Below are 8,498 nucleotides of genomic sequence, written 5' to 3'. Positions count from 1 at the left end.
AACCCTTACAAACATTGTTTATAAGGGTTTTGTGACCTCGACTGGATTCAAACCAGTAACCTTCTGAGCCGTAATCAGATGCGCTATTCAGTTGCGCCACGAGGCCATTTTGTGGGTGCAAATATAGGTATTAAAGTCTAATTTGCAAATGTATTTTTAAATAAATCAAAATTGAGTTTTTGAAAAACTGCATTAGTCTAATGCTCTTACAGTTACGTAATAGCGGTAGGCGATGAGTGCTTTTTGCCAATTTTTAGCTTTGGTTACATCCAATCTTTGTTTCGTTAAACTTGGTAAAACGAGTTTGTTGATTTTAGCTAGGATTTTGAACATATTAGTATTCTTTATCTTGTTTTTCGTTTGCAATGGCGAAGTTCCTAGATTTTTTTTCATATGTAGGAAAGGATTTATCGCTAGGATTTACAATAACGGTTTTAATGGTAATTTTATCACCGACTTTAAAACTCTTCGCTACCATTTGGTAATCAAGGAGATAGCTTCCGCAAAAATAATTTCCATTTTCGTCTAATTCTATTATTCCTGTGTATATTCCTTTGGCCATAGTTGTTTATTGTTATTTTGTGATACAAAAATAGGTATTTCCTTTTGATATTATTGGTTTGTGGGATTTTCTAATTTTAATTGTTTTTGAATCCAAATACAACTAAATGCCGCCAGAACACCAAATCCGCCCATTACAAACCAATTCCATTGGTAGCCAAAATGATCAATAATTTCCATTCCTAATTTGGAACTTACTATGTGTGCGGTGCTGAAACTCATTGTATAAATTGCCATATAGCGACCTTCATGACCTACTGGTGCTCTGCTTAAAGCAAATGCGTTAGAAAATGGAAATGAAAATACTTCTCCAATAGAAACAAAAATCATACTTATTACCAATATTCCGGCCCAAATATTTATCAATAACAAATAGAAACTAATTGACATTAATAATGTTCCCCAAAGTATGATTTTTAATTTGTGTACTTTTTTTCTTTCAAAATAACTTACTATAGGCATTTCAAGAGCGAAAATTAATAATCCATTTAAAGTCATTAATAAACCTGTTTGAAATTCGGTTAATCCAAATTTTTCGTGATGGTATAATGGTAAAGTGGTAAACAATTGGAAGAATATCATTGCGGTTACAAAACTTACAAATAGAAATACCCAAAAGATTTTGTCTTTAAATACTGAAATTCGTTTTGATTCATCAATTTTTGTAGTTTCATCAATGGGTTTTTTCTTCTCTTTTACCAGTAATGCAAATAATCCAATTGCTATAATACAGGTTAATCCATCGACCCAAAAAAGTCCGCGATATCCTATGGACATAATAATAAGTCCACCTAATGCTGGGCCTGCAGCAAAACCAAGATTTACTGCAATTCGAACCAAGGTAAGTGCTCTTGTTCTATTTTCTGGTTTAGAATAAGCTCCGAGAGATACAAACATGGCCGGTCGAAACATATCGGCTATAACCATAATACTGAACATTCCAATACATAGCCCAACAAATGAGGTTACAAATTGCAGTAACAGAAATCCAATTCCACTTGTGAATAAGCTGAATATCATGATTTTATAAAAGCCTATTTTATCAGATAATTTACCTCCTAACCATGAACCTAACATAGATCCTAAACCAAAAGAAACCATAATCCAACCCACTTGACTGTAGGAAAAGTGCAAGTTTTCTTTTAGGTATTTTGATAAAAATGGAAGTACCATTGTTCCTGCTCGATTGATAAAGGTAATGATCGCAAGAATCCAAATTTCTCTGGTAAAGCCTCTGAAATTATTGATGTAGCGATAAAAAGCAGTTTTTAACATGGAATATATTTGAATTTACAAAGGTAATAAACTTTGTGGCTTTATAACTTTTAAACTATTTTTGCTGCATGATTTTTTTCAATTTACATACCCATAAATATACATATCAAGACGATGTTATTGAAATAGTAAATCAATATCCGCAGGAATTTGATGAAACTATACCAAATTATTCGATTGGAATTCATCCTTGGTATATTGTTGAAGATAGAATTGACAATGATTTAAAGATTATTGAAAATAAATTAAACGACGAAAGTTGTATAGCTATTGGTGAATGTGGGTTGGATAAAAGAATTGAAATTCCAATGGCTTTACAGCAAATGGTATTTGAGAAACAATTGGCTTTAGCCGAAAATTATCAAAAGCCAGTTATTATTCATTGCGTTGGAGCATTTCAAGAAATAATTGCTGTAAAAAAGAAGTTGAACATTTCAGTTCCTATGGTTATTCATGGCTTTTCCAAAAATATTGAAATGGCAAACCAATTGGTTAAAAATGGTTTTTATCTTTCTTTTGGAAAGTCATTATTTCAAGATAATGATATGGATTTGGTTATTAATTTCGTTCCAAATGATCGATTTTTTTTAGAAACGGATACGATTGAAAAAGATATAAATGCAGTTTATGAACTTGCAGCAAAACATAGAAACATAGAATTGGAAGAAATGATAGCAATTATAAGTTCTAATTACAATTCTATTTTTAACAAAATAAATAAGTAATAAAATGGCAGAATGGACTGAAAGAGCAGCTTTATTGTTCAAACCAGAAGGATTAAATAAGTTACAAAATGCTAAAGTTTTAGTAGTTGGATTAGGAGGAGTTGGCTCTTTTGCAGCTGAATTTTTAGCAAGAGCTGGAGTTGGCACAATGACAATTGTAGATGGAGATGTTGTAGATATTACAAATATTAACCGACAATTACCAGCTTTACATTCAACTGTTGGTCAACCAAAAGTAAAAATTGTTGGGGATCGATTGATGGATATTAATCCGGAACTAAATTTAATTAGAATTCAAGAATTTTTATCTCCAGAACGTGCTTTTGAAATTGTAAGCAATGAATATGATTATGTTTTGGATTGCATTGATAGCGTTACCCCAAAATTTAATTTGATTATTGCTTGCAAAAGAAAAAAGGTAAAAATTATTTCTAGCATGGGAGCGGGAGGAAAGATGGATGCTTCAAAAGTTAAAGTGGCCGATATCAGTAAAACTGTGAATTGTTTTTTGGCGAAAGCTATAAAAAAACGACTAAAAGCAGAGAAAATTGACAAAGGAATTAAAGTAGTATTTTCATCAGAAATTCAAGATCAAAGCAGTTTGAAAACTACCGATGGAAGTAATTATAAAAAATCGTTTTATGGAACAAATAGTTATATGCCAGGTTTATTTGGATTGTATGCTGCGGAAACTGTAATTCGAAATTTATTAAAAAAAGAATAAGTAATGATTCAAACTGTAATTTTCGACATGGATGGTGTGATTGTGGATACTGAACCGGTTCATAGATATGCTTATTTCCAACATTTTTCGGAATTAAACATTGATGTTTCTGAAGAGTTATTTACTTCATTTACAGGGAATTCTACTCGTAATGTATTCCAAAGAGTAAATACCATTTTCAATTTAAACGCCGATGTCGAAGAATTAATTTTAAGAAAACGAACAATTTTCAACGATGCTTTTGATCATAAGGAAGACTTGGAATTGCTTGAAGGTGTTGAACATCTAATCAATAACTTGCATGAAAACGGAGTTGAATTGATATTGGCATCTTCGGCCTCAAAAGTTACTATTGATCGAGTCTTTCGCCGTTTTGGATTGCATCCCTATTTTAGTAATATTGTTAGTGGTGAAGATTTTCCGAACTCGAAGCCACATCCTGCAATATTTGAATTTGCTGCTTCATTATCAAAAGCTCCAAAGGAAAAATGTATTGTAATTGAAGACAGCACCAACGGAGTTTTAGCCGCAAAAGCAGCAGGAATTTACTGCGTGGGTTACAATAGTATTCACTCAAAACTACAAGATTTATCTAAAGCTGATATGATTGTAAATCACTTTAATGAATTGGATTATAATGTGATTACCAATTTGTAGAATTATCCAACAGCTTCTTTGAAAACTCTAAGGCATCTTTCGCGAGCAAAAACATGGTCTACAATTGGTTTTGGGTAAGAAAATTCTTGTAATTCTGGAATCCACTTTTTGATGTATACTAGCTCTTTATCAAATTTTTTAACTTGTTCCGTAGGATTAAATATTCTAAAATAAGGTGCAGCATCCACGCCACTACCAGCAGCCCATTGCCAATTTCCAACATTACTTGATTGCTCATAATCTAAAAGTTTACTTGCAAAATAGGTTTCTCCCCAACGCCAATCAATTAGTAAATGTTTGCATAGAAAACTAGCAACTATCATTCTCACACGATTGTGCATGTGTCCTGTAGCATTTAATTCACGCATTCCAGCATCTACAAATGGATAACCAGTTTTTCCTTCACACCACTTTTTAAATTCCTCTTCATTGTTATTCCATTTAATTGCATCGTATTTTGGTCGGAAACTTCTTTTATTGGTATGAGGAAAGTGCCATAAAATTTGCATGAAAAATTCTCTCCAAATAAGTTCGTTTAGGTAGGTTTCTCTTTGGTTAGAAGCCGCATTTGCAACTATTTTTCTAATACTAACTGAACCAAATCTTAAATGAGTTCCAATCATTGAAGTGCCTTCTAATGCTGGGAAATTCCGAGTATCTTCATAATTTGAAATTAATTTTTCAGTATTGTTAAATTGAGCAACTTTAATTTTAGATTGTTCAAAACCGATATCTTTCAAACTTAAAAAAGGGTAGGAGTGATAGGCAATATTGTTCAATAACTTCTCTGATTCAAAGTGTTCTAATTTTGTTCTTTTAAACAAGTCTTTCCATTTTCTAGAATACGGAGTAAATACTACATATGGGGTTTGATCATCTTTAACAACTTCACTTTTTTCAAATATTACTTGGTCTTTATAAGTTCGAAACTTAATATTATTTGCTGCTAAAATAGATTCAATTTTTTGATCTCTATCTTTTGCATAAGGCTCGTAATCGTGGTTGGTGAATACACCTTCAATTTGATTTTCAGAAATTATTTTTGAAATAATACTAACAGGATCTCCATGAAAAACGGCTAAATTTTTTTCATATTTCTGTAACTCCATATCGATAATATCCAATCTTTCATGGATAAAACTAACACGAGCATCGTCTTTTTGGAGTTCATCTAAAATATTTTTATCAAAAATAAATAGTGGTAAAACTTCTGAGTTGCTTTTTAATGCCTCATAGAAACCTTTATTATCATCAACCCTTAAATCACGTCTAAACCAAAAAATATTCATTTTTATACTTCTTTATATTCTCCAAAAAGTTCAATTAATTTTGTTCTTCTGTATTCAAATATCTCATTTAATTTTGGTTTAACCAATATAGGATGAACCATTTCACCAAGAATTCCCATAGGAATTTTATAATCAATAATATCTTCCATTTCTACACCACCAGGAATTTCTTTAATAAAATGTTTGTGGTGCCAAAGTGAATAGGGTCCAAATCTTTGTTCGTCCACAAAATACTTTTTATCAATTACATGAGTGATTTCTGTAACCCATTTAGTAGGAATTCCGAGAACTGGTGTTACAATATACTGAATAATTTGCCCTGGAAACATTGGTCTATCATCACCTGAAAGTGTTATAAAACCCATATAATCGGGCGTAATTACTTTTAAATTTTTAGGATCTGATAAAAAGGCCCAAGCTTCATCAAGTGAAATTGGTAATTTTTGAGTTGCTTTAAACGTGTATATTTTCATTTGTTTAATTTTATACAAAAATACAATTGTTTATCTTTTAAAAGAATAAGTTAAACAAATTATTTTTAAAATAAATTATTAAATTCTATTTTTACACCGATGAATTCGTAAATTTGAACAATAAAAAAATTAAAATCATGAAAAAAGTTGTTTTGCTAATAGCACTATTATTAAGTTCCTTGACTTTTCAGTCACAAATTTTAACCCCTCAACCAAGTCCAAAATGTTTGTTAAACCAGATGGTTGGTTTAACAGATGTAGAAGTTGAATATTCTCGTCCTGGTTTAAAAGGTAGAAATATTTTTGGAGATTTAGTACCATTTGGAAAAGTATGGAGAACAGGAGCCAACTCAAATACTACAATCAGTTTTAGCGAAGATATTGTTATTGATGGTAAAACTTTAAAAAAAGGTAAATACGCATTATTTACTTTACCAAAAGTGGAGACTTGGGAAGTTATTTTTTATTCAAAAACTGACAATTGGGGTATTCCTGAAGAATGGAATGAAGCTGATGTAGCCCTAAGAGCCTCAGTAGTTCCTCAAATGCTAAATAAAAATGTTGAAAATTTAACTATTGATATCAACAACCTAGATAATAATTTTGGTTATTTGAATGTAAGTTGGGAAAAGACATTAGTTTCATTAAAATTTGAGGTTCCAACTCAAAAAATGGCTATGGCAAGCATCGATAAAATTATGGCTGGACCTTCAGCTGGAGATTATTTTTCAGCCGCACAATTTTATTTACAATCGAATGGTGATATGAATAAAGCACTATCATATGTAAACAAAGCTTTGGAACTGAATAAAGCAACTCCATTTTGGTACACTAAATTAAAATCATTAATTCAGGCAAAATTAGGAGATAAAAAAGGTGCTATAGAAACAGCTAAAATTTCATTAGCAGCAGCTAAAGAGGCAAAAAATAATGATTATGTAAAAATGAATGAGGATAATATTGCGGAATGGAGTAAGAAATAATTTACTGTATTTTATCAAATTAATACACCTAAATTTACTTTTAATTTAGGTGTTTTTTTATTCAATTCCTTTATCTTTGAGGGAAATATTTATAACAAATGAACTTTAAAAATTCTGTAGTATTTTTTATTTTGCTTATTTCTTTTTCTATGAAAGCATCTTTTATTCTGCTTCCAATGGATGAAACTACGCAACAAAACCATCTAAAAGCATACGGAATCACCTTTTGGTGTTTGGATAAAAAATACAAGGCTAGTTGGTTACTTAATTATAGAGGTGGTTCTTTCCTGTTGCCTGATGCAGAAGAAATTCGAAAAGAATGTAAAATTCGCGGTGTTAGTTTTGAAGTTCTTTCCGATGCTGAAACCAATTCAATTTTGAATGACATTTCAAGTCCTTCTCAAAATATGGAAAACGTAATTTTGGAAAAAGCTCCTAAAGTTGCAGTTTATACACCAAAAGGAAAACAACCATGGGACGATGCTGTAACAATGGTTTTAACTTATGCCGAAATTCCATTTACTCCAATTTATGATGAAGAGGTTTTGGCCGATGGATTGTTGCTTTACGATTGGTTGCATTTGCATCACGAAGATTTTACTGGACAATATGGTAAATTTTTTGGCGCATACAGAAACACACCCTGGTACATTGAACAAAAAAATGAGGCTGAGAAATTAGCAGCTAAATTGGGTTACAGCAAAGTTTCTGAAGAAAAATTGGCTGTAGCCAAAAAAATTAGAGATTTTGTGATAGGCGGCGGTTTTATGTTTGCTATGTGTTCTGCCACTGATAGTTTTGATATTGCTTTATCAGCTGAAGGAGTTGATATTTGTGAACCAATGTTTGACGGAGATCCAAGCGAAGGGAATTATCAATCTAGAATAGATTTTTCAAAAACATTCGCATTCAAAGATTTTATTTTAGATAGAAAACCGGAACATTATGAGTTTTCTTCTATTGATATGACAGAGAAACGCCAATTACCAATGGAGAAAGATTATTTCACTTTGATGGAATTTTCTGCAAAGTGGGATGTTATTCCAACAATGTTGTGTCAAAATCACACCCAACTAGTGAAAGGATTTATGGGTCAAACTACTGCTTTTACCAGAGACCAAATCAAATCAAACGTTTTGATTTTAGGTGAAAACACTCTGAATAACGAAGGTAGGTACATTCATGGACAAAAAGGGAAGGGTTTTTTTACTTTTTTTGGAGGTCATGATCCAGAAGATTATCAACACAGAGTTGGTGACGAACCTACAGTTTTAGATTTACATCCAAATTCACCTGGTTTCCGATTGATATTAAATAATGTCTTGTTTCCTGCTGCCAAGAAAAAGAAGCAAAAGACCTAGCATATAGAAAACAAAAAACCATTCTTTCGAATGGTTTTTTTATAGTAAGTAAGTTTAAATATAGTTGATAAAACGTTTATTTTACTTTATTAAGTACAGCTTTGAAAGCAACTGGATGATTCATCGCTAAATCTGCAAGAACTTTTCTGTTCAATTCGATATTGTTAGCTTTTAGTTTTCCAATTAATTGAGAATAAGACATTCCTTCTAATCTAGCTCCAGCGTTAATACGTTGAATCCATAAAGCACGGAAATTTCTTTTGTTCACTTTTCTGTCACGGTAAGCGTAGCACATTGCTTTCTCTACCGCGTTTTTCGCAACTGTCCAAACGTTTTTACGTCTTCCAAAGAAACCTTTGGCTTGCTTCATTATTTTTTTTCTTCTTGCTCTTTTAGCAACTGAATTTACCGATCTTGGCATAATTTTACTGTTTTTTTGTAGCAGGCGTC

Annotated in this window: 11 protein-coding genes and 1 tRNA gene; 5 read left to right on the top strand and 7 right to left on the bottom strand. The window is 31.6% G+C overall.

The window, feature by feature from the left end:
• Nucleotides 1–32: 32 nt before the first annotated feature.
• The 4 genes from AC9UFV_RS08765 to AC9UFV_RS08750 all read right to left on the bottom strand — a co-directional run bounded on the left by AC9UFV_RS08765 (nucleotide 33) and on the right by AC9UFV_RS08750 (nucleotide 1,836).
• Nucleotides 33–106 (bottom strand) — tRNA-Arg (locus AC9UFV_RS08765).
• 86 nt (nucleotides 107–192) lie between these two features.
• Nucleotides 193–333: an SsrA-binding protein gene (locus AC9UFV_RS08760; protein ID WP_509522469.1), complete on the bottom strand. Its 141-nt coding sequence runs from the start codon at nucleotides 331–333 to the stop codon at nucleotides 193–195.
• A 1-nt stretch (nucleotide 334) separates the two neighbouring features.
• The gene (locus AC9UFV_RS08755; protein WP_509574919.1) at nucleotides 335–562 is read right to left on the bottom strand and encodes a hypothetical protein; all 228 of its coding nucleotides are present in this window, start codon (nucleotides 560–562) and stop codon (nucleotides 335–337) included.
• A gap of 50 nt (nucleotides 563–612) precedes the next feature.
• Nucleotides 613–1,836 (bottom strand): MDR family MFS transporter, encoded by a 1,224-nt coding sequence (locus AC9UFV_RS08750; protein WP_509574917.1) that lies wholly within the window; start codon nucleotides 1,834–1,836, stop codon nucleotides 613–615.
• Nucleotides 1,837–1,904: 68 nt separating this feature from the next.
• Between AC9UFV_RS08750 and AC9UFV_RS08745 the strand changes: the two genes are divergently transcribed.
• From AC9UFV_RS08745 to AC9UFV_RS08735, 3 genes are read left to right on the top strand one after another with little or no spacing between them, the layout of a single operon-like run.
• A complete protein-coding gene (locus tag AC9UFV_RS08745; protein WP_509574915.1) occupies nucleotides 1,905–2,561 on the top strand; it encodes a TatD family hydrolase in 657 nt (218 codons plus the stop codon).
• A 4-nt stretch (nucleotides 2,562–2,565) separates the two neighbouring features.
• Nucleotides 2,566–3,285 (top strand): tRNA threonylcarbamoyladenosine dehydratase, encoded by a 720-nt coding sequence (locus AC9UFV_RS08740; RefSeq protein ID WP_509574913.1) that lies wholly within the window; start codon nucleotides 2,566–2,568, stop codon nucleotides 3,283–3,285.
• A gap of 3 nt (nucleotides 3,286–3,288) precedes the next feature.
• Nucleotides 3,289–3,942, top strand: a complete 654-nt coding sequence (locus AC9UFV_RS08735; RefSeq protein WP_509574911.1) for an HAD family hydrolase — start codon at nucleotides 3,289–3,291, stop codon at nucleotides 3,940–3,942.
• Between the two features lie 2 nt (nucleotides 3,943–3,944).
• Here AC9UFV_RS08735 and AC9UFV_RS08730 read toward each other — a convergent pair whose 3' ends face one another.
• Nucleotides 3,945–5,231, bottom strand: a complete 1,287-nt coding sequence (locus AC9UFV_RS08730; protein ID WP_509574909.1) for a cryptochrome/photolyase family protein — start codon at nucleotides 5,229–5,231, stop codon at nucleotides 3,945–3,947.
• A 2-nt stretch (nucleotides 5,232–5,233) separates the two neighbouring features.
• Nucleotides 5,234–5,704 (bottom strand): SRPBCC family protein, encoded by a 471-nt coding sequence (locus AC9UFV_RS08725; RefSeq protein ID WP_509574907.1) that lies wholly within the window; start codon nucleotides 5,702–5,704, stop codon nucleotides 5,234–5,236.
• A gap of 137 nt (nucleotides 5,705–5,841) precedes the next feature.
• Between AC9UFV_RS08725 and AC9UFV_RS08720 the strand changes: the two genes are divergently transcribed.
• The gene (locus AC9UFV_RS08720) at nucleotides 5,842–6,687 is read left to right on the top strand and encodes a DUF2911 domain-containing protein (protein ID WP_509574905.1); all 846 of its coding nucleotides are present in this window, start codon (nucleotides 5,842–5,844) and stop codon (nucleotides 6,685–6,687) included.
• Nucleotides 6,688–6,836: 149 nt separating this feature from the next.
• Entirely contained in the window at nucleotides 6,837–8,048 is a 1,212-nt protein-coding gene (locus AC9UFV_RS08715) for an asparagine synthetase B (RefSeq protein ID WP_509574903.1), read from the top strand.
• 76 nt (nucleotides 8,049–8,124) lie between these two features.
• On the opposite strand, the gene rplT is transcribed toward AC9UFV_RS08715, so the two are convergent.
• Entirely contained in the window at nucleotides 8,125–8,469 is a 345-nt protein-coding gene (gene rplT, locus AC9UFV_RS08710) for a 50S ribosomal protein L20 (protein ID WP_027311007.1), read from the bottom strand.
• Between the last annotated feature and the right edge of the window lie 29 nt (nucleotides 8,470–8,498).

This window comes from Flavobacterium sp., from assembly GCF_044349645.1.
Taxonomy (GTDB): Bacteria; Bacteroidota; Bacteroidia; order Flavobacteriales; family Flavobacteriaceae; genus Flavobacterium.
The sequence above is the reverse complement of the archived record's forward strand: the minus strand, read 5'-3'. Positions and strand labels throughout refer to the sequence as shown.

Bases quoted from the DNA above. Each gene is read 5' to 3' on its own strand.
- AC9UFV_RS08760 (WP_509522469.1), bottom strand. From the start codon at position 333: ATGTTCAAAATCCTAGCTAAAATCAACAAACTCGTTTTACCAAGTTTA.
- AC9UFV_RS08755 (WP_509574919.1), bottom strand. From the start codon at position 562: ATGGCCAAAGGAATATACACAGGAATAATAGAATTAGACGAAAATGGA.
- AC9UFV_RS08750 (WP_509574917.1), bottom strand. From the start codon at position 1,836: ATGTTAAAAACTGCTTTTTATCGCTACATCAATAATTTCAGAGGCTTT.
- AC9UFV_RS08745 (WP_509574915.1), top strand. From the start codon at position 1,905: ATGATTTTTTTCAATTTACATACCCATAAATATACATATCAAGACGAT.
- AC9UFV_RS08740 (WP_509574913.1), top strand. From the start codon at position 2,566: ATGGCAGAATGGACTGAAAGAGCAGCTTTATTGTTCAAACCAGAAGGA.
- AC9UFV_RS08735 (WP_509574911.1), top strand. From the start codon at position 3,289: ATGATTCAAACTGTAATTTTCGACATGGATGGTGTGATTGTGGATACT.
- AC9UFV_RS08730 (WP_509574909.1), bottom strand. From the start codon at position 5,231: ATGAATATTTTTTGGTTTAGACGTGATTTAAGGGTTGATGATAATAAA.
- AC9UFV_RS08725 (WP_509574907.1), bottom strand. From the start codon at position 5,704: ATGAAAATATACACGTTTAAAGCAACTCAAAAATTACCAATTTCACTT.
- AC9UFV_RS08720 (WP_509574905.1), top strand. From the start codon at position 5,842: ATGAAAAAAGTTGTTTTGCTAATAGCACTATTATTAAGTTCCTTGACT.
- AC9UFV_RS08715 (WP_509574903.1), top strand. From the start codon at position 6,837: ATGAAAGCATCTTTTATTCTGCTTCCAATGGATGAAACTACGCAACAA.
- rplT (WP_027311007.1), bottom strand. From the start codon at position 8,469: ATGCCAAGATCGGTAAATTCAGTTGCTAAAAGAGCAAGAAGAAAAAAA.